General features: G+C 70.7%; 19 protein-coding genes. 8 read left to right on the top strand and 11 right to left on the bottom strand.

Annotation, left to right across the window (positions count from 1 at the left end; genetic code table 11):
• Nucleotides 1–5 precede the first annotated feature (5 nt).
• The gene (locus ACFO0C_RS21150) at nt 6–3,341 is read right to left on the bottom strand and encodes a CDP-glycerol glycerophosphotransferase family protein (protein WP_378068360.1); all 3,336 of its coding nucleotides are present in this window, start codon (nt 3,339–3,341) and stop codon (nt 6–8) included.
• Complete coding sequence (locus ACFO0C_RS21145; protein ID WP_378068359.1) at nt 3,334–5,463, bottom strand: bifunctional glycosyltransferase/CDP-glycerol:glycerophosphate glycerophosphotransferase; 2,130 nt, start codon at nt 5,461–5,463, stop codon at nt 3,334–3,336. Before ACFO0C_RS21145 ends, ACFO0C_RS21150 begins: the two co-directional genes overlap by 8 nt.
• Nucleotides 5,464–5,721: 258 nt before the next feature.
• Here ACFO0C_RS21145 and ACFO0C_RS21140 point away from each other — a divergent pair, with 258 nt between their 5' ends.
• Nucleotides 5,722–6,210 (top strand): NUDIX hydrolase, encoded by a 489-nt coding sequence (locus ACFO0C_RS21140; RefSeq protein ID WP_378068358.1) that lies wholly within the window; start codon nt 5,722–5,724, stop codon nt 6,208–6,210.
• Nucleotides 6,211–6,350: 140 nt separating this feature from the next.
• Here the strand turns inward: ACFO0C_RS21140 and upp are convergent, their stop codons facing one another.
• Entirely contained in the window at nt 6,351–6,983 is a 633-nt protein-coding gene (gene upp, locus ACFO0C_RS21135) for a uracil phosphoribosyltransferase (RefSeq protein WP_378068357.1), read from the bottom strand.
• 60 nt (nt 6,984–7,043) lie between these two features.
• Here upp and deoC point away from each other — a divergent pair, with 60 nt between their 5' ends.
• From deoC to ACFO0C_RS21105, 6 genes are all read left to right on the top strand, one after another.
• A complete protein-coding gene (gene deoC / locus ACFO0C_RS21130; protein WP_378068356.1) occupies nt 7,044–7,973 on the top strand; it encodes a deoxyribose-phosphate aldolase in 930 nt (309 codons plus the stop codon).
• 5 nt (nt 7,974–7,978) lie between these two features.
• Nucleotides 7,979–9,403, top strand: a complete 1,425-nt coding sequence (locus ACFO0C_RS21125; protein ID WP_378068355.1) for an aldehyde dehydrogenase family protein — start codon at nt 7,979–7,981, stop codon at nt 9,401–9,403.
• Nucleotides 9,396–10,232: an aldehyde dehydrogenase family protein gene (locus ACFO0C_RS21120; protein WP_378068354.1), complete on the top strand. Its 837-nt coding sequence runs from the start codon at nt 9,396–9,398 to the stop codon at nt 10,230–10,232. Before ACFO0C_RS21125 ends, ACFO0C_RS21120 begins: the two co-directional genes overlap by 8 nt.
• Before the next feature lie 92 nt (nt 10,233–10,324).
• A complete protein-coding gene (locus ACFO0C_RS21115) occupies nt 10,325–11,188 on the top strand; it encodes a DNA primase (RefSeq protein WP_378068353.1) in 864 nt (287 codons plus the stop codon).
• Between the two features lie 31 nt (nt 11,189–11,219).
• Nucleotides 11,220–13,691 (top strand): transposase, encoded by a 2,472-nt coding sequence (locus tag ACFO0C_RS21110; RefSeq protein ID WP_378068352.1) that lies wholly within the window; start codon nt 11,220–11,222, stop codon nt 13,689–13,691.
• Nucleotides 13,692–13,868: 177 nt separating this feature from the next.
• On the top strand, nt 13,869–14,573 hold the full coding sequence (locus ACFO0C_RS21105) for an HAD family hydrolase (protein ID WP_378068351.1): 705 nt from the start codon (nt 13,869–13,871) through the stop codon (nt 14,571–14,573).
• 138 nt (nt 14,574–14,711) lie between these two features.
• Here the strand turns inward: ACFO0C_RS21105 and ACFO0C_RS21100 are convergent, their stop codons facing one another.
• The 5 genes from ACFO0C_RS21100 to ACFO0C_RS21080 all read right to left on the bottom strand — a co-directional run bounded on the left by ACFO0C_RS21100 (nt 14,712) and on the right by ACFO0C_RS21080 (nt 21,218).
• Nucleotides 14,712–15,299 carry a GTP-binding protein gene (locus tag ACFO0C_RS21100; RefSeq protein ID WP_183222624.1) on the bottom strand — a complete coding sequence of 196 codons (588 nt, stop codon included), beginning with the start codon at nt 15,297–15,299 and terminating at the stop codon, nt 14,712–14,714.
• A gap of 1 nt (nt 15,300) precedes the next feature.
• Nucleotides 15,301–15,678, bottom strand: a complete 378-nt coding sequence (locus ACFO0C_RS21095) for a DUF742 domain-containing protein (protein WP_093619370.1) — start codon at nt 15,676–15,678, stop codon at nt 15,301–15,303.
• A 131-nt stretch (nt 15,679–15,809) separates the two neighbouring features.
• Nucleotides 15,810–16,214, bottom strand: a complete 405-nt coding sequence (locus ACFO0C_RS21090; protein ID WP_067706828.1) for a roadblock/LC7 domain-containing protein — start codon at nt 16,212–16,214, stop codon at nt 15,810–15,812.
• Nucleotides 16,211–19,642: a sensor histidine kinase gene (locus ACFO0C_RS21085; RefSeq protein WP_378068350.1), complete on the bottom strand. Its 3,432-nt coding sequence runs from the start codon at nt 19,640–19,642 to the stop codon at nt 16,211–16,213. Before ACFO0C_RS21085 ends, ACFO0C_RS21090 begins: the two co-directional genes overlap by 4 nt.
• 454 nt (nt 19,643–20,096) lie before the next feature.
• Nucleotides 20,097–21,218, bottom strand: coding sequence for an adenosine deaminase (locus tag ACFO0C_RS21080; protein ID WP_378068349.1), 1,122 nt, complete (start codon nt 21,216–21,218; stop codon nt 20,097–20,099).
• Between the two features lie 26 nt (nt 21,219–21,244).
• Here ACFO0C_RS21080 and ACFO0C_RS21075 point away from each other — a divergent pair, with 26 nt between their 5' ends.
• On the top strand, nt 21,245–22,048 hold the full coding sequence (locus ACFO0C_RS21075; RefSeq protein ID WP_378068348.1) for a putative RNA methyltransferase: 804 nt from the start codon (nt 21,245–21,247) through the stop codon (nt 22,046–22,048).
• On the opposite strand, the gene ACFO0C_RS21070 is transcribed toward ACFO0C_RS21075, so the two are convergent.
• The 3 genes from ACFO0C_RS21070 to ACFO0C_RS21060 are packed head-to-tail and all read right to left on the bottom strand — an operon-like array spanning nt 22,045 to nt 24,722.
• Nucleotides 22,045–22,725 carry a DUF4272 domain-containing protein gene (locus ACFO0C_RS21070; RefSeq protein ID WP_378068347.1) on the bottom strand — a complete coding sequence of 227 codons (681 nt, stop codon included), beginning with the start codon at nt 22,723–22,725 and terminating at the stop codon, nt 22,045–22,047. The genes ACFO0C_RS21075 and ACFO0C_RS21070 overlap by 4 nt on opposite strands.
• 6 nt (nt 22,726–22,731) lie before the next feature.
• A complete protein-coding gene (locus ACFO0C_RS21065) occupies nt 22,732–24,009 on the bottom strand; it encodes a thymidine phosphorylase (RefSeq protein ID WP_378068346.1) in 1,278 nt (425 codons plus the stop codon).
• Nucleotides 24,006–24,722 (bottom strand): cytidine deaminase, encoded by a 717-nt coding sequence (locus ACFO0C_RS21060; RefSeq protein ID WP_378068345.1) that lies wholly within the window; start codon nt 24,720–24,722, stop codon nt 24,006–24,008. The genes ACFO0C_RS21065 and ACFO0C_RS21060 overlap by 4 nt, the downstream gene beginning before the upstream one ends.
• Nucleotides 24,723–24,786 lie beyond the last annotated feature (64 nt).

Raw genomic sequence — 24,786 nt, 5'->3', positions numbered from 1 at the left:
GTTGCTCAACGCCCGGCCGCCATCATCCAGTCGACGAGCTTTGCCGCCGCGCCGCCCTCTCCTCCGGCACCGTGCGTCGCCGCGAAGGCCTCCGCACGATGCCGGTGTTCGGCGACGATCGCCGGAATGTCCTGCAACGCGGCCGCCACCTCGGACGACTCCCGCAGCAACGGCCCTGGTGCCTCCCGCTCCAGGTCGACGTTGAGACCCGGGGAGCCCTCGAACTCCTCCAGGTCCGGCACGTAGAGCAGCGCCGGCCGGCCGGTGCTCGCGTAGTCGGCGAGCAGGGCCGAGTAGTCGGTGACCAGCATGTCGGTCGCGAGCAGCAGTTCACTCACCTGGGGGTACGCGGTCACGTCGAGGACACCGTCGACCTGACCCATGACGTCGTCCGGCACACCGGGATGACGCCGCACCAGGAGCCGGTGGTCGGCCGGGAGGGCGCTGGCCACACCGAGCAGATCCAGCAGCCGGCCCGGGTCGCTGGCGCCACGCCGGCGCAGGTCCGAGGGGCGGCGGGTGGGCGCGTACAGGACCAGGCTGGTCTTCTCCGGCAGCCCGAGCAGCTGGAGCACGTGCGCCTTCGCGGCGTCCCGGTCGATCGCGGAGAGCAGGTCGTTGGCGGGCCGGCCGTACTCCAGCACCGTCCCGTCGAAGCCGAACTCCTCACGCAGCACCGGTGTGGCGGTGGGGCTCGGCGAGGCCACCGCGGTCCACGACGCCGCGTCCGAGCGCAACTGGTCGATCAGGGTCTGGCCCAGCGGGTGTGCGCTGGCGAGGGCGCCCGACCGGGCCACCGGCCAGCCGCCGGCGAGCCGGAGCACCACCTGGCCGGTCGCGGGCCGGAACCAGAGCGGCAGGTTGTCGTTGGTCACCACCCAGCGGCTGGTGGCCAGCGCGGAATACCACGCCGGGGAGCCGAGCGAGACCGCCTCCACGCCGTCCGGCAGCGGCTGGCCGCGGTCCACGGTCCAGAGCACCTCGGGCGCGTCCGGCCGGGACCGGAGCTCGGCGAGCAGGGCGGCCGGGTCGTCGAAGAACCGGCGGCCCGGGGCGGCGTCGAGCAGGACCACGTCACGCAGGGCGGGGCGGCCGGACGCCGGGAAGTAACGCTTCAGCAGCCGGGCGTGCTCCTCCGGGCCGGTCTCCGGGACGATCAGGTCGAGAACCGCGCGGTCGTTCGTACCACCACGCATGCGGCCCCGCACGCCGTCGTTGTCCGGACCGTCGAGGGGCAGGGACTCCAGCACGCCGGTGTCGAAAGCGAGCGGCGTGGTCGTCTCGTGACGGTGGCCGGGCGCCCGGAACGTCAGGTCCCAGGTGCCGGCGACCAGTGGCAGCCGGCCGGCGAGAGTCGGGACACCAGCCGGGTCGACGGTCACCTCCCAGTGCCCGTCCACGACCTTCAGCGGCAGGCCGAGGTCCTTGCGCCGTCCCCGCATGCGGAGCAGCAGCTGGCCCTCGGCCGGGATCGGGCTGTCGCCGCTGAGCACCAGCGCGCCGTTCGGCTGCCAGCGGACGGCGGTGACGACCGGGCCCTGCGGGCGGGTCGCGATGGAGACGGCGCGGTTGCTCTCGGCGACGGTGGTGAAGACCTCGTCGCTGCCGTACGCCGTCCGCAGCCCCCGGAATTCGTCCCCCGCCATCAGCCGGACCGTCTCACCGGTCACCAGCTCCAGCAGGAACCGCTGCCCGTAGTGGCCCTCGGCGTGGTTGTCGTCGCGGACGTCCAGGGCGATCCACGCCAGCGGGACACGGGCGGTGAACTCGCGCCCGTCCGCGGCGATCTCGGCGTCCACGGTGTGCGTGACGATGCCCGCGGCCCGGCACAGCCGGATCTGGGCGCTGTCACGCCGCTGGCGCAGCCGGCCGGAGAGGATCAGGTCGTCGCCCTCCCGGTGGGTGCCGGTGAGCCAGCCGTCCGCCTTGACCACGGAGATCCGCAGATCGCCCTTGGCCGCGTACGGCATCACCCACACGCCGGGTGCCACCGGGATCCGGGGCATCGGCTCGGTCCAGTCGGTGGGCACGCGCACGACGGTCTTGCGCAGCTGGAGGCCCTGGTTGACGGCGGCCGCGATGGTCCACTGACCGGCCTGCCAGGAACTGCCGGAGCGCAGCGACTCGGGCTTGAGCCGCAGCACGAACCCGCCGGTCTGCGAACGCGACCAGATCGGGATCCGGCGGCCCTCGGCCGGGTTGCTGGCCCAGAACACTTTCAGCCGGCCGGGACGGGTCGACTGCGCCGCCGGCGAGCCGATCGAGCCGGCCAGGACGAGCTTGCCGTTCTCCCAGGTGACCGAGCGGACGACCGCCTCCACCGGGGACGCCTTGACCGGCTTGGCGTTGAGCCGGTAGCCGTGGTCGATGAGCTCGATCAGGTCGTCGAAACGGCCCTGGTTGATCAGTTTCCAGTGCGGCCGGATCTCCACCGGCAGCTCGCTGATCGCCGCCGGGTCCACCTGCTTGAGGTAGGCCTGGGACAGCTTCATGAACGTCGACTGGAACTCGGGGGTGGCCGACGGCAGGAACTTGAAGTAATTGCTGAGCTGGTCCTGGATGGACAGACGCAGGAAGGTCTGGCGCAGCTCGTCCTTGCCCGCCGCGGCCAGAGCCGCGGCCGCCAGGTCGATCGAGTGGAACCGGTCCACCAGGTTGCGCAGGTCGTTGCCGGACTGGGTGATGGACCGCACGGCGCCCTCACGCAACCGCCAGAAGTAGACGGTGCCGGCAACCACCGCGACCTTGTTCGCCAGAGCGTGCGCCGGGACGGTGACCGGGGCGTCCTCGTAGAGCCGGCCGACCGGGAACTCGAAACCGTGCTGGTCGTAGAAGCTCCGGCGGAACAGCTTGTTCCAGATCGTGCGGTCGGCGAGCAGGGCACGCCGGACCGAGACGTGGGCGTCCAGTTTGGTCTTGGTGATGGCGGTCTTGTGCGGGGCGCCGCGGTGCGTACCCCGGGAGGTGAGCCGCACGACGCCGCCGGTGGCGAAGTCGGCGCCACCCTCCAAGGCGCCGACCAGCACCTCGTACGCGTGGGCGGCGAGCAGGTCGTCACTGTCCACGAAGGCCAGGAACTCACCGGTCGCGGACGGCACACCGGCGTTGCGGGCCGCGCTGAGACCGGCGTTGGCCTGCCGGATCAGCTGGAACCGCGGGTCGGCGGCGACGTACTCCTCGGCGATGGCCGGCGAGCCGTCGGTGGAGCCGTCGTCGACCAGGATCACCTGGAGATCGGTGTAGGTCTGTGCCCGCAGCGAGTCCAGGCAGTCCCGCAGGAACGGTTCGACGTTGTAGATCGGCACGATCACACTGACCAGGCCGGGTACCAGCTCAGACAAGGGGTTCCCCCAGGAAGACGCGCCGGACGACCCGCTCGGCGGCGTGACCGTCCTCCAGGGAGCAGAACCGCTCCCGGAAACGGCCGCGGGCCTGCCGGGCGGCATCGTCGTCGATCGCGCCGGTACGGAAGGCCTCGACGAGCTCGTCGAAGGTGCGGGCGAACGTGCCGGGGTGGTCGGCTTCCAGGTCGAACGAGACGCCACGCACGGCCTTGTAGACCTCCCAGTCCGGCGCGAAGATGACCAGCGGCCGGTCGAGCACCGCGTAGTCGAACATGACCGAGGAGAAGTCGGTGATCATCGCGTCGGACGCGATGGCGAGGGTCTCGACCGACGGGAAGCTGGACACGTCGAGCACCCGGGGGTGCCGCGGCGGGAAGCCGATCGAGTCGTAGAAGTAGTGGCCGCGCAGCAGGACCCGGACGTTCGGGCCGAGCGCCTCGGCCAGTTCGTCGGCGTCCAGCGGCGGGGTGAAGACGGAGTGCCACTCGCGGTGCGTCGGCGCGTAGAGCACCACCTGCTCGTCCTCACCGAGGCCGAGCTCGGCACGGGCGGCGGCACGGTCGGCCGGGCCGGCCAGGGCCAGCCGGTCGTTGCGCGGGTAGCCGGTCTCCAGGGTCTCGCCCTTGATCGGGAACTGACGGTCCCAGAGCAGCGTGGTGTGCCGGTTCGCGGTGATGCTGAAGTCCCACTTCGCGAGGTTCAGCCGCATCCGCTCCGGATTGAAGTTGCCCAGCGAGGCGGGGAAGCGCGGCTGGTCCAGGCCCATCGTCTTGAGCGGCGTGCCGTGGTGGGTCTGCACCTGGATCTGGTCCGGCCGCTTCACCACGTCCGGCGGGAACGTGGCGTTGTTGATCATGTATTTGGCCCGGGCGATCGTCCGGTAGTACTCCTTGGTCCCCGGGTGCACCACCGGAACGCCCTCGGGCACCTCGCGGGCGCCGGGCTTGACCACCCAGACACCGCGGACCTGCGGTGCCAGCTCCTTGGCCTTCTCGTAGATGGCGGCCGGGTTGCAGGCGTAGCCACGGAACCAGTACGCCCCGTACACCGCCAGGTTCTCGTCGACCGGGAGCCGCAGCTGCTGCTTGTAGTACCGCAGCAGGTTGGCCTTGCGCAGCGTCGTCCTGGCCTTGCCCGACGCGCCACGCGCCTTGCCGGCCACCCCGCCGACCGCGTCCCGGCCGCCGCGCAGCAGGCGGTAGGCGGAGAACGAGTCGGACGCGAGCAGTTTCAGCCGCAGGCCGCCGACGCCACCGGGCCGCGGGGACGTCCGGGTCTCGTGCTTGCGCAGCAGCTGGGAGATCTCGGTGAACATCGCGCGCCGCGCCTTGGCGGGCAGGCGCGAGCCGTTCTCCATGATGTCGAGCAGCTCGCCGACCGCCCGGTTCAGCACCTTGCGGCGGGTCTTCGGGTCGGCCTGCTCCACAACGGACAGACTCAGCGAGCGGTCCCACTGCCGGACCGCCTCGACGTGCCGCTTCGACCGGCCACGCAGCGACCCGGCCCGGTCCAGCCGGCGGATGTAGCAGGGCGGCTCGAGCGTGGCGACGTTGTCGGTCGCGGCGAGGACCGCGTAACCGAAGGCCAGGTCCTCATACCACTCGGTCTCGAAACGGATGCCGGCGTCGATCAGGAACTGCCGGCGCACCACCAGGCCACCCAGCGGCGGCGGCGCGGCGGTGAGCGCGTCCACGCCGGTGCGTGCCTTCTTCGGCGTGACGGCCCGCGACACCTTGCGGTTCCAGCGCTCGCGCGCCACACCGATCAGCAGGACGTCGGGCTTCTCCTCCAGCAGCCGGGCCTCGACGGCCGCCAGGGCGCCCGGGGCGATCCGGTCGTCGCCGTCGACGAACCACACGTACTCACCGGTCGCGCGGTCCAGGCCGGCGTTGCGCGCGGCGCCCGGGCCGACGTTGCTGTCGAGGTGGACGGCGACGATCCGGGGGTCAGCGGCGGCGCGCTCGTCGATGACCTCGCCGGTGTGGTCAGTCGAGGCGTCGTCGACCGCTACGACCTCGACGCCTTCGACGCTGCGCTGGCGCAGAATGGAATCCAGACATTCGTTCAGATAACCCTGCACTTGCCACGCAGGCACGACTAAACTGGTCAAGTTCGGCATAGGTGGACGCAGACCATCCGTGTGACGTCGTCGAGGAAGCGCCCACAGTATCATCGACGCAAACTGCGACCGTCATTAAGATGACCATCTAACTTCGACCTCGCAGCGACGGCGATAGGCTGTGCGGGCTGGGGTTTCGGGCCCGATGGAGCCACCTCGGCCACGGCGGCGACCACGAGTGGACGAACAGTCTCGTTTCCTCCGCCTGTCGGCTGATGCCGAATCGTCCGTATCCCCTTGTCAGGCTAGGGTGCATCGGTGCGAGCAGTCCTGGCAACCCTCGGATACGTCTTCTCACCCGACCGCAGTCGCATCCTGATGGTCCGGCGCGACGCACGGCCCGACGACATCCACTACGGCTACTACAACGGCCTCGGCGGCAAGCTGGAGCCCGGCGAGGACGTGGTGGCCGGTCTGCGGCGGGAGATCCACGAGGAGGCCGGCATCGACTGCACCGGCATCGAGACGGCCGGGACGATCTCGTGGCCCGGCTTCGGCCGCGACGGCGAGAACTGGTTCGGTTTCCTCTTCCGCGTCACCGCCTGGACCGGCACACCGCACGAGTCGAACGACGAGGGCAGCCTGCACTGGATCGGCATCGACCGGGTGCTCTCCGGCGAGCTCCCGATGTGGGAGTCCGACCGCCACTTCCTGCCCCTGGTCTTCGCGCCGGAACCCCGGGTGTTCCACGGCGTCATGCCGTTCGCTTCCGGCAAGGCGACGAGCTGGGACTTCACAACCCTTTAGCGGTACGGCCACCCGGCCCCGCCGAATCGGGACAGTCCCGCCAGTGCCACGCCGGTCCGGACCACGCAGCCACCTCGCGGGGTGGTCACGGGAGGTGGCTGGTGCGGTTGCCGGAGCGGTGGCCGTACCACATGAAGGGGTCAGAAGCGGCGCATGCCGCCGAACTGGCGGTCGCCGGCGTCACCCAGGCCGGGCACGATGTAGGCCTTGTCGTTGAGCCCCTCGTCGATCGACGCGGTGATCAGGCGCAGCGGCAGGCCCGAGCTCGCCAGGCGCTCGACACCCTCCGGGGCGGCCAGCACACAGCAGATGATGATGTCGGTGCAGCCGCGGTCGGCGAGCAGGCGGCAGCAGTGCAGCAGCGAGCCGCCGGTGGCCAGCATCGGGTCGAGGACCAGCACCGGCTGGTCGGTGAGGTCGGCCGGCAGCGACTCCATGTAGGCGCGCGGCTCGTGCGTCTCCTCGTCACGGGCCAGGCCGACGAAGCCCATCGACGACTCGGGCAGCAGCGCGAGCGCGGCGTCGGCCATGCCCAGACCGGCCCGGAGCACCGGGACGATCAGCGGCGGGTTGGCCAGCCGGGTGCCCTCGGTGGGCGCCACCGGGGTCTCGATGGGGTACTTCTCGACGGCGAAGAGGCGCGCCGCCTCGTAGACCACCATGGTGGTCAGCTCGTGCAGCGACGCGCGGAAGACACCGGAGTCGGTATCGGTGCGGCGCATCGCGGTGAGCCGGGTCTGGGCCAGGGGATGATCTACGACAAGGACGTCCACGGCTGACAACCTATCGTTCAATCAAGATCAACTGTCACAGGGTTGCGTAGAATCCCTTTCATGACTGTGACAGTGTCCGCCGGTCTGTCTGATCTCCGCTCGTTCCTGCACGGCCTGCCCGGGGTCGACAAGGTCGGCGTCGAGGCGCGGGCGGCGGCGCTCGCCACCCGGTCGATCAAGACCAGCTCCAAGGCCAAGGCCATCGACCTGGCCATTCGCATGGTCGACCTGACCACGCTGGAGGGCGCCGACACGCCCGGCAAGGTGCGGGCGCTGTGCGCCAAGGCCAGACGGCCGGACCCGGCCGATCCCTCCTGCCCCCCGGTCGCCGCGATCTGCGTCTACCCGGCGATGGTCAAGGTCGCCGCGGCGGCGCTGGCCGGCTCCGGGGTCCACCTGGCCAGCGTCGCGACCGCCTTCCCGTCCGGCCAGGCGCCGCTGGAGGTCAAGCTGGCCGACACGCGTGACGCGGTGGCCGCCGGCGCCGACGAGATCGACATGGTGATCAGCCGGGGCGCGTTCCTGGCCGGTGACTACACCAGGGTCTTCGAGGAGATCGTGGCGGTCAAGGAGGCCTGCGGCGGCGCCCACCTCAAGGTCATCCTGGAGACCGGTGAGCTCGGTACGTACGACAACATCCGGCGCGCGTCCTGGCTGGCGATGCTGGCCGGCGCCGACTTCATCAAGACGTCGACCGGCAAGGTGGCGGTCAACGCGACGCTGCCGATCACGCTGGTGATGCTGGAGGCGGTCCGCGACTTCCGGGAGCGGCACGGCCGGGTCATCGGGGTCAAGCCGGCCGGCGGCATCAAGACCACCAAGGACGCCGTCAAGTACCTGGTGCTGATCAACGAGACCGTCGGCGACGAGTGGCTCGACCCGGACCGGTTCCGCTTCGGCGCCTCCTCACTGCTCAACGATCTGCTCATGCAGCGCACCAAGCTCACCACCGGCCACTACGCCGGCCCTGACTACTTCACCCTGGACTGAGGCCGATGTTCGAGTACGCACCAGCGCCCGAGTCCCGCTCGGTCGTCGAGATCGCTTCCTCCTACGGGCTGTTCATCGACGGCTCCTTCGACGGCGGCAAGGACGGCAACGTCTTCAAGACCGTCAACCCGGCCACCGAGGAGGTGCTCGCCGAGGTCACCTCGGCCGGCCCGGAGGATGTGGACCGGGCCGTCGCCGCCGCCCGCCGCGCGTCCGGCCCCTGGTCGGCACTGCCCGGGTCGGAGCGGGCGAAATACCTGTTCCGGATCGCCCGGATCATCCAGGAGCGGTCCCGTGAGCTGGCCGTCCTGGAGTCGCTGGACAACGGCAAGCCGATCAAGGAGTCCCGCGACGTCGACCTGCCCCTGGTCGCGGCGCACTTCTTCTACTACGCGGGCTGGGCCGACAAGCTGGCCTACGCCGGGTTCGGCCCCGACCCGCGGCCGCTCGGCGTGGCCGCCCAGGTCATCCCGTGGAACTTTCCGCTGCTGATGCTCGCGTGGAAGGTCGCGCCCGCGCTGGCCACCGGCAACACCGTGGTCCTCAAGCCGGCCGAGACCACCCCGCTGTCCGCGTTGTTCTTCGCCGACGTGTGCCGCCAGGCCGAGCTGCCGGCCGGTGTGGTCAACATCGTCACCGGGGCCGGCGACACCGGGGCCTACCTGGTGGCCCACCCGGATGTGGACAAGGTCGCCTTCACCGGCTCGACCGACGTGGGGCGGGAGATCGCCCGTACCGTGGCGGGCACCGGCAAGCGCCTCACCCTGGAGCTCGGCGGCAAGGCGGCGAACATCGTGTTCGACGACGCGCCGATCGACCAGGCCGTCGAGGGCATCGTCAACGGGATCTTCTTCAACCAGGGGCATGTCTGCTGCGCCGGGTCGCGGCTGCTGGTGCAGGAGTCCGTGGCCGACGAGCTGCTCTCCTCACTCAAGCGGCGGATGTCCACGCTGCGCGTCGGCGACCCGCTCGACAAGAACACCGACATCGGCGCGATCAACTCGGCGGCCCAGTTGAGTCGCATTAAAGAATTGTCGGAAATAGGGGAATCGGAGGGCGCGGAGCGCTGGTCGCCGGCGTGTTCGCTGCCGGACCGGGGCTTCTGGTTCGCGCCGACGATCTTCACCGGAGTGACCCAGGCCCACCGGATCGCCCGCGAGGAGATCTTCGGGCCGGTGCTGTCGGTGCTCACGTTCCGCACTCCGGACGAGGCGGTCGCCAAGGCCAACAACACTCCGTACGGATTGTCGGCCGGCATCTGGACCGAGAAGGGCTCCCGGATCCTCGCCGTGGCCGACCAGCTCCGAGCCGGAGTGGTGTGGGCCAACACGTTCAACAAGTTCGACCCGGCGTCGCCGTTCGGCGGCTACAAGGAGTCCGGTTATGGCCGCGAGGGTGGCCGGCACGGACTGGAGGCGTACCTTGCCTAAGGCATCCAAGGCTGTGGAGACGGCGACCCGGCTCGCCGTCCGCAAGACCTACAAGCTCTACATCGGCGGCAAGTTCCCGCGCAGCGAGTCAGGACGGACGTTCGTGGCAGACGGCGACAACGTGGCTCTCGCCTCCCGCAAGGACGCCCGGGACGCCGTGCTCGCGGCCCGCGCGGCCCAGCCCGGATGGGCCGGCGCCACGGCGTACAACCGGGGTCAGGTCCTCTACCGGATCGCCGAGATGATCGAGTCCCGCCGTGCCGAGTTCACCGCGCTGGGCGTGCCCGGCGACGAGGTGGACGCGGCCGTCGACCGCTGGGTCTGGTATGCGGGCTGGTCCGACAAGATCGCCCAGGTGGCCGGGGGCGCCAACCCGGTCGCCGGCCCGTTCTTCAACATCTCCGCGCCGGAGCCCACCGGTGTCGTCGCCGTGGTCGCCCCGGCCTCGCTGCTCGGCCTGGTCAGCGTGATCGCCCCGGCGATCGTGACCGGGAACACTACGGTGGTCCTCGCCGCCGGCCCGCAGGTGGCGATCACCCTGGCCGAGGCGCTGGCCACCTCCGACGTGCCGGGCGGCGTGGTGAATCTGCTCACCGGGCGCTACGCCGAGACCGCGCCGTGGCTCGCCTCGCACGACGACGTGAACGCGCTCGACCTGACCGGCGTCGATCATCCGGACCTGGCAGCCGAGCTCGAGCGGGCCGCCGCCGGGACCCTGAAGAGGGTGATCCGGCCCCGGGCAGCGACCGACTTCACCGCCGATCCGGGCCTGCGGCCGATGACCGCACTGCTGGAGACGAAGACGGTATGGCATCCGAAGGGCTACTGAACCCACCGGGGACGCTGTCACACAGCGTTGCCGACTAGGGTGTGTGCCCAGAGTCACCCGTCCCACCACCCCCAGATCACCCGGAGGTCACCGTGACCAGCCAGTCCGACGAGCCCGAGGCGTCCGCGCCGGTGGCGGAGAAGTCCTCGACCGAGGGGTCTTCCGGGCGGGAGCTTTGGGATCAAGTCCGCATCGAGCCGGTGGAGATCGCCCTGCCGGGTGGGGTGGGCCTGACCCTCCGGGCGTACCGGAAGGCGTCCGAGCTCACGCCGACCGAGATCCAGATCGATGAGGACGACCCCTTCGAGGCCCGCAAGCGCCGTGCCGAGGAGGACGAGGAAGAGGTCATCGTCGACGAGGAGTACCAAGCGCTCCTCGCCGAGGGTGAGGACGCCGACGGCAAGGGCGAATCCGCCGAGGAGCCCGACCCGGCCGACTTCGAGGACGAGCCGGCCGCCCAGGCGGACGACGAAGAAGTGCCCATGTTCCTGAGCCACAAGGGCCGACTGCTCGCGTTCAAGAGCGCCGAATCGCTCGTCTCCTTCCTTCGTTCGGGTGCTCCGCACGATCTCGCACAATTGGACACCTGGGGTGACCTGGCCGAGCGGGTACAGTCGAGCGACATCGACCCGCAGCCGGAGGACCGCTACGAGCTCGACCTCGTGGTGGAAAACCTGCGCGGCGGTCACGACACATGGGATCTGCCGCTGCTCATCAACGCCGGCGAGGTGGCCCGTGACCTCGGTTACGCGCTCCGCATCAAACCGGTGATCCTGGCACTGGCGCCCGGCTCGCCGCTCGACGACCTCGACGAATCCCTCCGGACCGCTGAGCAGGGCGGCATGGGCGGATTCTTCGGGCGTCGCCGCCTGAAGAAGATCGGGGCACAGCAGGCGAGTCTGGGCTGGCGCTCCGTGATCGGAAAGATCTCTGCCGCTGTGGACTGGCGTGACTGACCGATTACCAGGGACTATCAATCCTTGGCCCTTGAGAGGCACCCCCGGGGAGGAGGACGACGCCGTGGCGCTCGTGCGCGTGTACTGCGGTCTGGCGTCGGCTGATGATTCGGTGCGTTCGGCCACGGCCGCGCCACTGACCATCGCCGTGGTGGACGACGCAGGCCGGCTGCTCGGCGTCCATGAGATCAGCGACGACCCGGCCGGATACTCCCTGCTGGGAACGCTTCTCGTGGAACGGACGACGGGCTTCAGCGACGCGGCGGTCGCCGCCGACAGCGATGACCACGTCGTCACCTCACTCCTCACCGCGGCCGGCCGGCCGCTGGTGGTGGTCGACGACGACGACGCCGACGACTTCGCCGAGCGTTTCTCCGACGACGACTCCCCCGAGGAGATCTCCGCGCCGCTGGCGGCCCGGCGGGCCGTCGGCCTGGCCCGGGCCCTCCAGGCCGGCGCGATCGCCGCGGTGACCCTTCCGGCACCGCGCGAGCTGGTCAGCTACAAGCCGGTCCTCGCGGCGCACGTGGCCATGCTGGTCGGGCGCAACTCCGCGGCCGTCGCCCTGCGCGAGGTGCTCCGCGAGCTGTACCCGGCCGCCCTCCGCGCCTATCCGGATCCCGCGCACCACCTGGCGCTCGCCGTTCTCGACGCGGTCCCCGAGCCCGGCCGTCTGACCGGCCGGGCCGGCGACCCGACACACCTCCTCCGGGAGATCGCCGCTGAGCTGGCCCGTGCCGGCGCCGGCAGCGAGAGCGAGCTGATCGCCGCCGTCACCGCCCTGCACGTGGCGATCAGCGAGTCGCCGCGCCGGGGTGGCGTCAACAAGTCTCTCGCCCCGGCCGCCGCCGAGGCGGTCCGCCAGGCGATCGCGGCCGTCCGCTCGTGCGACGCCGCCTGCACCGCCCTGGTCGGCACGCTCGCCGCCCGGGCCACCCCGCCGGCCCAGAGCACCGGTGTCGGCCGTCGCAGCACCCGCCGTGGCCCCGAGCCCGCCCCGCTGCAGCCGGTTCCCAGTGGTGACAACGGCTCCCGGTTCGGCCGCCGTGGCCGTCCCGAGCCGTCCTCCATCGGCAGCGGCCCGGCCGTCCCGAACCCGATGACCGCCCCGCCGGTGGCGCCCGACCCGATCGGCCCGCCGCCGATGGCCCCGGCCGCCGCCAACGGACTGCCCGGCCGTGCCGGCAGCCCGCTCAACCGCCCGGTCTCGGTGCCGCCGCCCCCGCCCGGGATGACGCCGATCACGCCCGGCTCCCGCCCGGTCCCGGGTTCGCGCAACCCGGCCGTGCCGTCGTCCGTGCAACCCGCCGGCTCCAGCCCCGCCGACGCCGGCGAGCCGTTCCGCGCGACGCTGTCCAACGCAGAGCTCACCCGGGCCCGTGCCGAGCGCCAGCGCACGGTCATCCCGCCGCGCCCGTCCACCCGGCAGCCCGCCGCCAACGGTTCGGCGGCCGGCCCCACCGACTTCAGCCTCCCGATGCCGAACCAGCGGCCGGTGCAGGAGATCGCGGAGCCCGGCTCGCGGGCCAACTGGCCGTTGATGAACAGTGAGAAGGACGAGGCCGTGCGCCCCGACCTGCCCTCCCGTTCCGACCTGCCCTCCCGTTCCGACCTGCCCTCCCGTTCCGACCTCCCGTCGCGTTCCGACCTCCCGTCCCGGTCCGATCTCTCGTCGCGATCCGACCTCTCGTCGCGATCCGACCTGTCGTCGCGATCCGACCTGTCGTCGCGGTCCGACTTCCCCTCGCGTTCCGACCTCCCCTCGCGGTCGTCGGAGTTGCCGAGCCGGCCGACCTCGTCGCGGCCGTCGCCGGCGGCCGCCTCGGTCAGTTCGCCGACCGGTGGCCGGGTCCGCCCGCCGTGGCAGGACATGCCGGATGAGCCGGCCCCGCTCCAGATGCCCAAGGAGCCGGCGCTGCGCCTGGTCGATCAGGCGCGCAACAGCAGCGGCCGGGCCCGCCTTCCCGGCCTCGACCAGATCGGCGGCACCCCGCCGCTGCGGGTCGTCGACGACGAGCGCCCGCCCCGGATCACCGCTCTGGACCGCAGCGCCGCGCCGCCGGTCGCGGCCGACAGCAGCGACGGCGACCTGCTGATCTTCGCGGCGGCCCGGTCGGCGTGGTTCACCGGCGGCGCCCCCGAGTCCGGCGACGTCAACTGGTCCAACCCGAACGACAGTGGCTGGCGCGCCGCACAGAAAGCGGCCACCCCGGCCGTCGCCGCGGAGACGTCGGCCGGTCTGCCGAAGCGGGTGCCCCAGGCCAACCTGGTCCCCGGCTCCCCGCTGCGTGAGGAGCGCCCGCTCCGGATCGTCCGGGACGCCGCATCCATCGCCGCGCACACCACCGGCTACTTCCGTGGCTGGCGCCGCGGGCAGGAGATCGGCGGCTTCGCGATGGGTGGCCGCCCGGGCCGCGAGGCCGCCGGCGGCTGGGACTTCAGCCGAGACGGCCAGCCCGCCGACGAGTACCGCAACAACAACGCGGGCTACGGCGGTCGTTGACCACCCGGTACACCGACGCGGAAGGCCGCTACCCCTCGGGGGGAGCGGCCTTCCGCGTTCAGATGTCCTCCGCACCGCGGATGTGCCGCCACCCAACCCCGCGGCGGAGGGCTTTCGTGGTGGGGTGCGGTGATCTCGGGACTGATGGGTGCGCCTGGCGGGGTTGATGATGGCGGGATGCGCGCGATCATCTTCGACTTCTTCGGGACTCTGACCGACCCTTCCGCCGAACTGCTCCGGAAGGGGGCGTTCCAGGCCACGGCGGACGCCCTCGGCGTGGACCGGGACCGGTTCTGGACCGCGATGACCACGAGCTTCCCGGAACGGATCGTCGGCGCCTACGGCAGCACCCGCGACACTCTCCGCACGATCGCGCGCCAGTGCGGCACCGATCCGGGCGACGAGCGGCTCGATCGGGCGGTAGCGGTCCACCACGCGGGCGCTGAGAAGGTGCGTACACCCCGTAACGGCGCCCTCGCGGTACTCGACCACCTCCGAACCCACAACTACCGCCTGGGGCTCATCAGTGACTGCTCCAGCGAGTTGTGCGAGGCGTGGTCCGGCACCGCCTACGCGCCCCGGATCGACGCCCCGGTCTTCTCCTGGCGGGAGGGGCACCGCAAACCCGACCCCCGGCTGTACGCGACTGCCGCCGCCCGCCTGGGTGTGACGCCCGGCGAGTGCTGGTTCGTCGGTGACGGCGGGAGCCGGGAGCACGACGGTGCCCTGCGGGTCGGCATGCGCCCGGTGCTGGTGACGAACGCTGCCTACCCGGGAGTGGGCGGCCTGCGCACCGATCCGGACACCTACCTGCCTGATCACCGGATCGACGAGATCGATGACCTGATCCGTCTACTGGGATCGAGTCATGACAACGGGTGATCGCTCCTATACGATGGCGGTCGGCCGGAAAGCGCGCGAAAGCCCCGCTCCGGCCGACCGGTGTCCGGTGGACCAGAGCGGGGCTTTCGACCGCTTCGTTAGGAGCGGAGCACCTGCTGGGTGGGTGTTACTGCTCGATCAGGCCGGAGCCGTGGCCCGCGTCCGACGCATCGTCAGCACATACTCGACGAGCGAGATGAGGACGTTCTTCGTCGATTCACGGTTACGGGCGTCGCAGCTCACCACGGGCACGTCGGACGAGATCGCCAGAGCGTCCCGCACGTCCTGCGCGTTGTGGTACTGCATGCCGTCGAAGCAGTTGATCGCCACCAGGTACGGCAAGCGCCTGTGCTCGAAGAAGTCGATGGCGGCGAAGCAGTCGGCGAGCCGACGCGTGTCCACCATGACCACCGCACCGATGGCACCCCGGACCAACTCGTCCCACATGAACCAGAACCGCGTCTGGCCAGGCGTGCCGAACAGGTAAAGGATCAGGTCACGGTCGATGCTGATCCGGCCGAAGTCCATGGCGACGGTGGTCGTCATCTTGCCCGGCACCTGCCGGTTGTCGTCGACACCCACACCGGCCGAGGTCATGATCGCCTCAGTGGTCAGTGGGGTGATCTCCGAGACCGACCCCACCAGCGTCGTCTTACCGACGCCGAAGCCACCGGCGATGACAATCTTCGCCGATGTCACGCGTCCCGCAGCGGGACGGTGCGACATGTCAGAGCCTGCGAAGTCCACTCAGCACCCTTTCCAGCAGTTCCGTGCCTACCGCGTCGGTCTCGTCTTCGAGCGAGGTGGGCTCGTACACAGCGACCAGGCCGTCAGAGGCCATGTCCGCGACGATCACACGTGCCACACCGAGCGGCAGTTGCATGCGTGCGGCGATTTCCGCCAGCGACTGAACTCGGCCGCCGTCGCACATCGCCGCGATGTACTGATGCTCGCTTCCACCCTGCCCGCGGCCCATTCCGGAACGCCCGCGCACGGTTGTCTCGACCAGCGCTTCCAGCGCTATCTCAAGCTTCGGCCGGGTCCGACCGCGGGTCACGGCATACGGCCTGACCAGCGCGCCGGTCGGCTCATCGCGTTCAGGCATCGTCACCGTCAACCCCTCCCTCGGCCCCTCGAAGTGTATTGGTTATCAAAGCTTTTACCAGTAGCCGGCTGAGCTTACTCGGGCCGTAAAACCCCAGACAAACCGCTGGATGTCCCCGGCCCACTACCGCTTCAGCCCAGCACCCCGGCCGCCGAGCGCGGCGCGGGAGTCAGAGCCTCACCGACCCGGTCGACCAGGAGAGCCATCTCATAGCCGACCTGCCCGACGTCGCAGCTGCGCGCCGCGAGCACCGCGAAGGACGAGCCGTCGGAGATGGACATCAGGAACAGGAAACCGTTGTCCATCTCGACGACCGTCTGGAGGACGGCGCCACCCTCAAAGCATCGTGCGGCGCCCTGCGTCAGGCTTACCAGGCCGGACGCGATGGCCGCCAACTGGTCGGCGCGGTCCCGGGGAAGGTCCCGCGAGGACGCCAGGAGCAGCCCGTCGGCGGAGACGGCGATCGCGTGCGCGACCCCGGGAACGCGGTCAGCGAAGTTGGCCAGAAGCCAACCCAGATCCTGCGTGGATGTCATGCCTCATGCTCCTTGCCAGCCTGCGAGGGCTGCTGCCCTCCCGGAGTGTCCTCCAGGTTGGTCGATTGTTCCTTGGTGCGACCGCGCTGAACGCCACGGTGGTACGCGGAGAGTAGCCCGCGAACCCCCTCAGGCGTACGGCGCTGGACGGAGTTACCGCCCCGGTCGACACCGCCGGGGACGAGTTGAGCCATCGGCGTGCGCTTCGGCAAGCCCGCCGTTGTGGTGACCTCGACCGGCGTCTCGGCAGCCGCACGGGCCGCCTGCCAGCCGTCGTCAGCGGCGGTCCGCCAGGGGTTGGCCGCCGGAGCGCCACCGTTGCTGTATCCGGCCGCCGCCGCGGCCGGGGCACCAACAGTAGCCGGGTCAAGGGTGCGGGATTCGGGTGACGCCGCCTGCTGCGGCACACCCGCGGTGCGGGTCGGTTCGCCGGTGGGGATCCGCTGCGAGACGACTGATTCGTCGCCGACACCGGAGACCTTGGGGCGGGCCGGAACCTCGTTTCCGGGCGTCGTCGTGGTGAACCACGCCGACTCCAGCTCCCGGAAGATCGGCAGTTCCATGGTCTCGTCCGCGAACGGGGTAGCGCCCTCCCGGGCCGAGGCCATCTGCGCCGCGGCGGTGGCCTGGGCCTCCGCCGGGTCCGGTGTGGCCGGCAGCGCGGGCGACGCCGGAACCGGAGCCGTCTGCGGGTTGGCCGGCCGTGCCACGTGCGGCTGCGCCTCGAAGTTCTCCGGGCGGAACCGCGGGATCTCGGCAGTCATGTCGAGCGCGGCGGCCAGGCTCTCCGGCACGTGCGGGGTGGCGGGCTCGCGCTCCGCGGCGACCGGCGGCCAGGCCGGCGGTGCCGAGGCGAACGAGTTGCGCTGGTCCAGCGGCATCCCGGAGACCGGGGAGGCCGAGACCGGCTCGATCGGGCCCGAGTACGGCGAGGCCGAGACGGGTGGGGCCGGCGACACCGGAGGCGCCGAGATCGGCGGGACCGGCGGTGCCGAGACGGGCGGCATGAACGCGTTCCGGCCCTGGCTCTCCGGGTTGGCCGGGAGCTGGCGCGGGATCGTCGTACCGAAGCCGTTGATGTCACCGTCCGGGCGGAAGTCTCCGCCGTTGCGGCGCTGAGCGAGCTCGTCCAGGCCGGCGAAGCCCTGCGGGCCGGACGGCAGCGGCGGGATGACCTCGTTGCTGCGCGGACCGTGGAACCCGTTGGCCGAGCCGTTGCCGTTGCCGTTGAAGCCGCCGCCGTTGAACCCACCGAAGCCGGCCGGGGCCGCACCGGTGAGGTCCGACCACGCCGGGACGGCGCCGTTGAACCCGTTGCCGCCGTTCGACCCGTTGGAGCCCGGGTAGCCGCTCTCCAGGGCCAGCGGCTCGCCGAAGCCCGGAAGGCCGGAGCCGGGGCCACCGTCGAACGCGCCGCCGCGACCCTGGACCTGGGCGGAAGCCGCCGCGGCCAGGACGGAGACAGGCAGGCCCACCTCGGCGACGGTGCCGCGCTCGCGGTCGGCCGGGCGGAGCTCGACCCGGACCGCGTGCCGGTTCGCCAGCCGGGCGACCACGACCAGGCCCATCATGCGGGAGACGGCCACGTCCACCGTCGGCGGGTTGGCGAGACGCTCGTTGAGGTCGCGGAGCTGCTCACGGCTGATACCGATGCCGTGGTCCTCGACCGTCAGGATGGCGTGCTCACCGACGCGCCGGGCCTCGACCAGAACGTTGGAGTTCGGCGGGGAGAACGCGGTCGCGTTGTCGAAGAGCTCGGCGACCAGGTGGACCATGTCGTTCACGGCGTGTGCCGCGACCTCGATGTCCCGGTCGATCATGCCGAACTCGATGCGGGTGTAGTGCTCGACCTCGGACTGCGCGGCACGGAGCACGTCGATCAGGGCGGCCGGCTCACGCTGGACACGGGTCGAGTCGGCACCCGCGAGAACCAGGAGGTTCTCGTCGTTACGCCGCATTCGGGTGGCCAGGTGGTCGAGCTGGAAGAGCTCGGCCAGACGGTCCGGGTCCTCCTCGCCGCGCTCCAGACGGTCCAGGTGACCGATGAGCCGGTCGACCAGGATCTGCGAACGGCGGGCGAGGTTGACGAACATCGTCGCGACGGAGGCACGGAGTGCGGCCTGCTCGGCCGCGGTGCGGACCGCCTCGAGGTGAACCGCGTTGAACGCCTCGGTCACCTGACCGAACTCGTCCCGGCTACGGACCGGGAGGGGCTCGGCGATCTGGTCGGCGACCTGTGCCGGGGTGAGCGACGCGGAGAGCGCCGGGTCGCGCAGCCGGGACACCGCGTGCGGCAGACCGAACTGGGCGACCGCGAGTGCACCCTGACGCAGCTCACGCAACGAACGGGCCATCGACCGGGCGACCAACCACGCGAAGAGGATGGCCAGCAGCAGCATGCCGAGCAGGAGGCTGGTCTCCAGGAAGACGTCCTGGTTGGTCTCGTTGCGCAGCGTGGTGGCGTCGGCGACGATCTTCTTGTCGAACTCGACCTCGACCTGCCGGAAGAGCTCGTTGTAGCCGGCCAGAGCCTGTTCCCACTGGGTGGCGTTGAACGGCAGCGGGCCGGCGCCCTGGGTGGGGCGGAAGTCGAGAGGACTGGTGTAGTTCTCCGCGGCCTGACGCTTCTCACCCGTGACGGTGTTGGCGAAGTAGTTGACCTCCTCGGTGGTGCCCACCGAGTTGAGGGTCTCCACGGCCAGCTTGTAACCGGTGACGGTCTCCAGCAGGTCACGGCGGTGCGTGTTGTCGAAGCGCTGGTCGGCGACCATCTCCTGGCCCAGGAAGCGCTGCTGGGAGATGTAGTCCTTGGCCCGCGCGACCGCGGCGACGACCCGCAGGTGGTCGCTCAGCTCCTGGTTGTTGGCCAGCTGCGCGGAGATGTCGCGCACCTGGAGCAGGTCGTCGATGAGGCGGTTGTAGGTGGTGAGGACGTTGTCCTCGTCCTCGTTGCCCAGCGCGACCCGGCTGCGGAAGGCCGGCAGGTCCTCGAGGTTGCGGTCCAGGCGCAGCAGGAGGGTGCCCACGTTCTCCGGGACGTCCTCGAGAGCGCCCTTCTGTTGAACGTACGGCGCCTTGGCGTCGTCGACCTCGGGGGCTTCCTCGTTGTACAGCTTGGCAGCGGCCTTCATCGGGTCGCTGTTCTTCGGGCTGTTGGCGATCATCACGCCGTAGGTCCGCTCGGCCTGCAGGTGGTCGACCAGACCACCGGCGGCCTCGGAGAGCACCGAGAGGGTGCGCGCGCGCTCCGCGTTACTGGCTTCGTCGATGTGGTCCACGAGGCCGTTGACGCCGACGACGATCGTTGCCACCGTCGGCACCAGCATGATCAGGCCAAGTTTGGACCAGATCGGTAGGTCTCGGAGTCGACCCGCAGGTCGACTGAGACGCGACATGACGCCATTCGCGCTGTTGGGGCGCTTGCTCACGTCACCGTCCTCCTGATTCGGGCCCGGCATTCGGCTCGCCAGGCACCGCACATGGCCGACTCGCCGACGTCGGGCCCCCGAGATTCCATCACGACAAGTGTCAAAGAGAAAGAGCAGGCGGACACGGACCGGTTGTGTGACGCGATGTTGCAACCTCGTAGTTGGACATCGCCGGTCTCAATATCACAGCCTGTGGAGCAGCACATCTCTCAAGGTCACTTACTCGATCGGCGCAGCGTTGGGGGGTGGGTGCAGGCCGACCGGGTCCCGATCGTAGTCGATCGCGTTAGAAGTGACGATGACTCGGTTCCCCGCGATCGGCAAGGCGAGGTGCCAGAGTATGCCGACTTTGCAGGCGGCAGTCTAGCCGAACGGCGGGGAGCACAAGGCAGACGGTCGATTTCTTTTGACGTACGTTCGACCGCATCCGAATTTGACCTGATATAGCGGGATCTCAGGCGAGCAGTTTGGCGTACGCCGGCTTGATCACCTCGTTGATGAGGACCAGGCGCTCGTCATACGGGATGAACGCCGACTTCATCGCGTTGATGGTCAGCCACTGGAACTCCATCCAGCCCCAGCCGAACGCTTCCGCCAGCAGAGTCATCTCCCGTGACATCGACGTACCGCTCATCAGCCGGTTGTCGGTGTTGACCGTGACCCGGAACCGGAGATCGTGCAGCAGCTTGATCGGGTGCTCGGAGATCGACGCCGCGGCACCGGTCTGCACGTTCGACGACGGGCACATCTCGAGCGGGATCCGCTTGTCCCGGACATAGGCGGCGAGACGCCCCAGCACCGGCGGGGCCGCCTGGGTGCCGCCGGTCACCGACGGGGCGCTCGGGCCGTCCGCGGTGACCGTGATGTCGTCGACCAGCCGTACCCCATGGCCCAGACGGTCGGCGCCGCACCACTGGATGGCCTGCCAGATCGACGGCAGGCCGAAGGCCTCGCCGGCGTGGATGGTGAAGTGGAAGTTCTCCCGCTGGAGGTACTCGAAGGCGTCCAGGTGCCGGGTGGGAGGGAAGCCCGCCTCGGCGCCGGCGATGTCGAAGCCGACCACGCCGGTGTCCCGGTAGCGGACCGCCAGCTCGGCGATCTCCTGCGAACGGGCCGCGTGCCGCATCGCGGTGAGAAGGGTGCCGATCCGGATGGGTGTGCCCTTCGCGGCCGCCTCGGCGCAGCCCTCCCGGAACCCGGCGTGCACCACCTCGACCACCCGGTCCAGCGTGAGACCACGCTCCAGGTGCTGCTCGGGGGCATACCGGATCTCGGCGTAGACGACGCCGTCGGCGGCCAGGTCGAGAGCGCACTCCTTGGCGACCCGGTGCAGGCCCTCCTCGGTCTGCATCACCGCGACGGTGTGCGCGAAGGTCTCCAGGTACCGTTCCAGCGAGCCGGAGTCGGCGGCCGCGACGAACCACTCGCCGAGCCGTTCCGGATCAGTGGAGGGCAGTTGGTGTCCGACCTTCTCGGCCAGCTCGACGATGGTGGCCGGCCGCAGTCCACCGTCCAGGTGGTCGTGCAGCAGGACTTTCGGGGCCTTGATGATGTCGGAGTGTTCGATGCCAGCCATCACAAGAGCCTAGAGGGAAGCGCTCGATGATCGACGGAGCAATTCCGTATCTGCGATGCCCGGTGTGCCGGGAACCACTCGCCCGCCAGGAGCGGGCGCTGCGCTGCCCGCTGCGGCACAGCTTCGACATGGCCCGGCAGGGGTACGCCGACCTGAGCGCCGGGCGCCTGCCGCACACCGGCGACAGCGCCGAGATGGTGGCCGACCGCGCCGGTTTCCTGGCCGCCGGGCACTACGGGTTCATAGCGGACGAGCTGGCCGGGCACCGGGCGGACGGGCTGGTGATCGACGCCGGCACCGGGACCGGCGACTACCTGGCGGCCTTCCTGGAGCGGTCCCCGGAGGCGATCGGTCTCGGTCTGGACGTGTCCAAGCCAGCGCTGCGGCGGGCCGCGAAGGCACATCCCCGAGCCGCGGCCGTGCTGACCGACCTGTGGCGGCCTCTACCGGTCGCCGACGCGGTGGCGAGCGTGATCCTGAACGTCTTCGCGCCGCGCAACGGTGCCGAGTTCCGCCGGGTGCTGCGGCCCGGTGGCGTGCTGCTGGTGGTGACCCCGGCCGCCGACCATCTGTCCGAGCTGGTCGCCGCACACGGGATGATCCAGGTCGACCCGGACAAGGCTGCCCGGGTCGACAGCAGTCTGGGCACACACTTCGCCCAGACGTCGAGCATCACCCTGCGCCGTGAGTTGACGCTGACCGCGGCCGAGGCCCGGACACTGATCGGGATGACCCCCAGCGCCCGGCACGTGCCGGCGGACCTCCTGCCCACCCGCGACCTCACGGTGACGGCCGCCGTCGACCTGGCGGCCTACCGGCCGCTCACCTAGACGGACAGATCGACCTCTTCCCATTCCGGGGGATCGTCGTGGTACGGCCCCTTGAAAACCACCGCCCACTCCAGGGCCCACCGGCGCTGGCCGATCGCGTTGCTGTCCACCTCACCGGGCAGCGACCGCCCGCTCTGCTCCGCCTCCTGGTAGGCCCAGTCCAGGCAGTAGTACAGGTCCAGCAGAACCGCGGCCTCGATCGGGTCCCGGACCGCGACCAGCGACCGGGACCGCCAGCTGGTGAAGGTCTCCCCCGCCGGCAGGTCCGGCATCTGGAGCATCATCCGGTCGTCCGGCGCCACCGTGGGGTCCAGGTGCCGGCTCAGGCCGAGCAGCCAGGCCAGCGCGAAGACCGCGTCGTGGTGCAGCACGAAGGAACGGTGGTCGCCTTTCGCCCCGATCACGAACTGCCACTCCGGCGGGGTGACCTGTTCGACCAGGTGTGAGCCGAGCAGCCAGCTCATCGCAGCCTCGGTGGGCATGCCGAAGCAGCGGGCGACGACGACGTGCAGCACCGCGGCACGGGCTTCCAGCTCCGCGGTCTGGCGCAGCTCGACCGTGTCACCGGCCTCCCAGACCAGCGGGAACGCCAGTGGCGGCAGGGGCAGGCCGAGACGGGCCAGCTCGTCGAGACTTGCCTCGCGGACCGCGCGGGGGTCGGGGGCGGCCTTCTGCATGGCGGCTCAGGCTATGCGGTCGAGCAGGAGCGGGGAAGGGGCGGGCCGCTCGGTGCCGACGACGATCGCCCCGGCGGCGTCGTCCCGGGCGGCGGGGATACGCGACTCGTCGTCGGCGCGGAGCTCCAGGAGCACGTCACCGGCCTTGACCCGGTCGCCCGGCCGGACCCGCAGCTGGACACCGGCGCCGAAGCTCACCGGGTCCTCCTTTCGAGCCCGTCCGGCACCCAGGCGCCAGGCGGCGATGCCCACCCCGTACGCATCGATCGAGGTCACGACGCCGTCCTCGGCGGCCCGCAGCACCTCGGTGTGCGCGGCCGTCGGCAGCGGCGCGTCCGGGTCGCCGCCCTGCGCCCGGATCATCGCGCGCCAGGTGTCCATCGCCTGCCCGCTCGCCAGGACCTTCTCCGGGTCGGCGTCCACCCCGGCGGCGGCCAGCATCTCGCGAGCCAGAGCCAGGGTGAGATCCACCACATCGGACGGTCCGCCGCCGGCGAGCACCTCGACCGACTCGGCGACCTCGTTGGCGTTGCCGATCGCGAGACCCAGCGGGGTGCTCATGTCGGTGAGCAGAGCGACGGTGGTGACGCCGCTGTCCTTGCCGAGCTGGACCATCGTGCGGGCCAGCTCCTGCGCGGTCGCGAGGTCCTTCATGAACGCGCCGGTACCCACCTTCACATCCAGGACCAGCGCGCCGGTGCCCTCGGCGATCTTCTTGCTCATGATCGAACTGGCGATCAGCGGGATGGCCTCGACGGTGCCGGTGACGTCGCGCAACGCGTACAGCTTGCGGTCGGCCGGGGCCAGCCCCTCGCCGGCCGCACAGATGACCGCGCCGATCTCCTGCAGCTGGCTCTTGAACTGCTCGTTGGAGATGCGGGCCTGCCAGCCGGCGATCGACTCCAGCTTGTCCAGCGTGCCGCCGGTGTGGCCGAGACCACGGCCGGACAACTGGGGCACCGCCACGCCGCACGCGGCGACCAGCGGGGTGAGCGGCAGCGTGATCTTGTCGCCGACGCCGCCGGTGGAGTGCTTGTCGGCGGTCGGCCGGGTCACCGACGAGAGGTCCAGCCGCTCACCACTGGCGATCATCGCGGCGGTCCAGCGGGCGATCTCGGCGGGCGTCATGCCGCGCAGCAGGATCGCCATGGCCAGCGCCGACATCTGCTCGTCGGCGACGACACCCTTGGTGTAGGCGTCGACGACCCAATCGATCTGGGCGTCGGTGAGCACGTGGCCGTCCCGTTTGGCCCGGATCACGTCCACCGCTGCGAAAGCACTCACGGTTTTTCCTCTTCCCAACGCTGCGGGATGCCCTCCGGGGCTTCTCCCTCGCCGGCCCAGGACAGGCCGCCCTCGGCATCCACCACCACGACCCGCGGAGTGCGGGCCAGGCCCCAGGCCACCGCGGCGGCCACGGTCGCCAGGTTCGGCCCCTCCTCCAGGATGCCCTTCTCCTCGGCCGCACCGGGCTCACCCGACGACCGCTCCCAATAACCCGTCCAGATCGTCGCGCCGCCGGAGATGTCCGGATGCACGAAGACCGTCCCCCGGCCCCGCCAGCGGGCGAGCTCGGCCGGCACGTCGGCGGCACCGACCGGGCCGGTGACCCGCTCCATGTCCTCGTAGCCGAACGCGTGCGGCAGCAGCTCGGTCATCCGCAGCGGCCTGGGGAGCGCTTCGACGAGCAGCTCGGGCCCACCGTGCTCCCAGAGCAGTTGACGGCAGCGCCCGCACGGCATCAACGGGGCGCCGGTGGCGTCCACGCACGAGATCGCCACGAGCCGGCCGCCGCCGGTCGCGTGCAACGAGCTGACCAGACCGCACTCGGCGCACAGGGTCATGCCGAGCGACGCGTTCTCCACGTTGCAGCCGACCACCGTGCGACCGTCATCGACCAGACCGGCCACACCGACCGGGAAGTCCGAAACCGGCGTGTAGGCCCGCCGCATCGTCTCGATGGCGGCAGCGCGAAGGGCCGCCCAGTCGATCTCCATGAAGCCGATTCTGCCGTACCGATAGGAAGGTTTTCACCGCGGCACCGTTACCGGCGCCGCGGTG

It is taken from the genome of Actinoplanes subglobosus, from assembly GCF_042650585.1.
Lineage (GTDB): Bacteria > Actinomycetota > Actinomycetes > Mycobacteriales > Micromonosporaceae > Actinoplanes > Actinoplanes subglobosus.
This window is presented reverse-complemented; position numbering and strand designations above follow the sequence as displayed.

Bases quoted from the DNA above. Each gene is read 5' to 3' on its own strand.
- ACFO0C_RS21125 (WP_378068355.1), top strand. From the start codon at position 7,979: ATGTTCGAGTACGCACCAGCGCCCGAGTCCCGCTCGGTCGTCGAGATC.
- ACFO0C_RS21090 (WP_067706828.1), bottom strand. From the start codon at position 16,214: ATGACATCCACGCAGGATCTGGGTTGGCTTCTGGCCAACTTCGCTGAC.
- ACFO0C_RS21100 (WP_183222624.1), bottom strand. From the start codon at position 15,299: ATGTCGCACCGTCCCGCTGCGGGACGCGTGACATCGGCGAAGATTGTC.
- ACFO0C_RS21080 (WP_378068349.1), bottom strand. From the start codon at position 21,218: ATGGCTGGCATCGAACACTCCGACATCATCAAGGCCCCGAAAGTCCTG.
- ACFO0C_RS21060 (WP_378068345.1), bottom strand. From the start codon at position 24,722: ATGGAGATCGACTGGGCGGCCCTTCGCGCTGCCGCCATCGAGACGATG.
- ACFO0C_RS21095 (WP_093619370.1), bottom strand. From the start codon at position 15,678: ATGCCTGAACGCGATGAGCCGACCGGCGCGCTGGTCAGGCCGTATGCC.
- ACFO0C_RS21145 (WP_378068359.1), bottom strand. From the start codon at position 5,463: ATGCCGAACTTGACCAGTTTAGTCGTGCCTGCGTGGCAAGTGCAGGGT.
- ACFO0C_RS21105 (WP_378068351.1), top strand. From the start codon at position 13,869: ATGCGCGCGATCATCTTCGACTTCTTCGGGACTCTGACCGACCCTTCC.
- ACFO0C_RS21070 (WP_378068347.1), bottom strand. From the start codon at position 22,725: ATGCAGAAGGCCGCCCCCGACCCCCGCGCGGTCCGCGAGGCAAGTCTC.
- deoC (WP_378068356.1), top strand. From the start codon at position 7,044: ATGACTGTGACAGTGTCCGCCGGTCTGTCTGATCTCCGCTCGTTCCTG.
- ACFO0C_RS21075 (WP_378068348.1), top strand. From the start codon at position 21,245: ATGATCGACGGAGCAATTCCGTATCTGCGATGCCCGGTGTGCCGGGAA.